Origin of the sequence: Pseudomonas agronomica (assembly GCF_025917275.1) — a bacterium.
Taxonomy (GTDB): Bacteria; Pseudomonadota; Gammaproteobacteria; order Pseudomonadales; family Pseudomonadaceae; genus Aquipseudomonas; species Aquipseudomonas agronomica.
Genome location: NZ_JAOSHO010001135.1, coordinates 1 through 269, shown reverse-complemented (window position 1 = coordinate 269; position 269 = coordinate 1). Strand labels below are relative to the sequence as shown.

Below are 269 nucleotides of genomic sequence, written 5' to 3'. Positions count from 1 at the left end.
ACGCCGAGCGTCTCATCGATTCCCTTCTGAATCCCAAATCCGCCCAGCCTGAAGAGAAACCCTCCTCGGACCCGCTATTCACCGTCGTACAGGACGTCGATGCCGAAAGCCTGTTGGCCAACCTCAGCGAAACCCTGGCCTCGGCCAGTGCGATGGCGGGTGATCTGGCGTTCGACCTTGACGGCTCGCGACGACACGTTGCGTTGGGGTTGCAACAATTGATCGAGCTCGGGGAGCTATTGGCAAACCGGGCGTTGGATGTCGTCGAT

At 59.9% G+C, this 269-nt stretch carries 1 protein-coding gene; it reads left to right on the top strand.

Annotation, left to right across the window (positions count from 1 at the left end; genetic code table 11):
- Positions 1-269 (top strand): DUF6124 family protein (locus OC610_RS29255; RefSeq protein ID WP_264433345.1); only part of this gene is annotated, 269 nt, incomplete at both ends.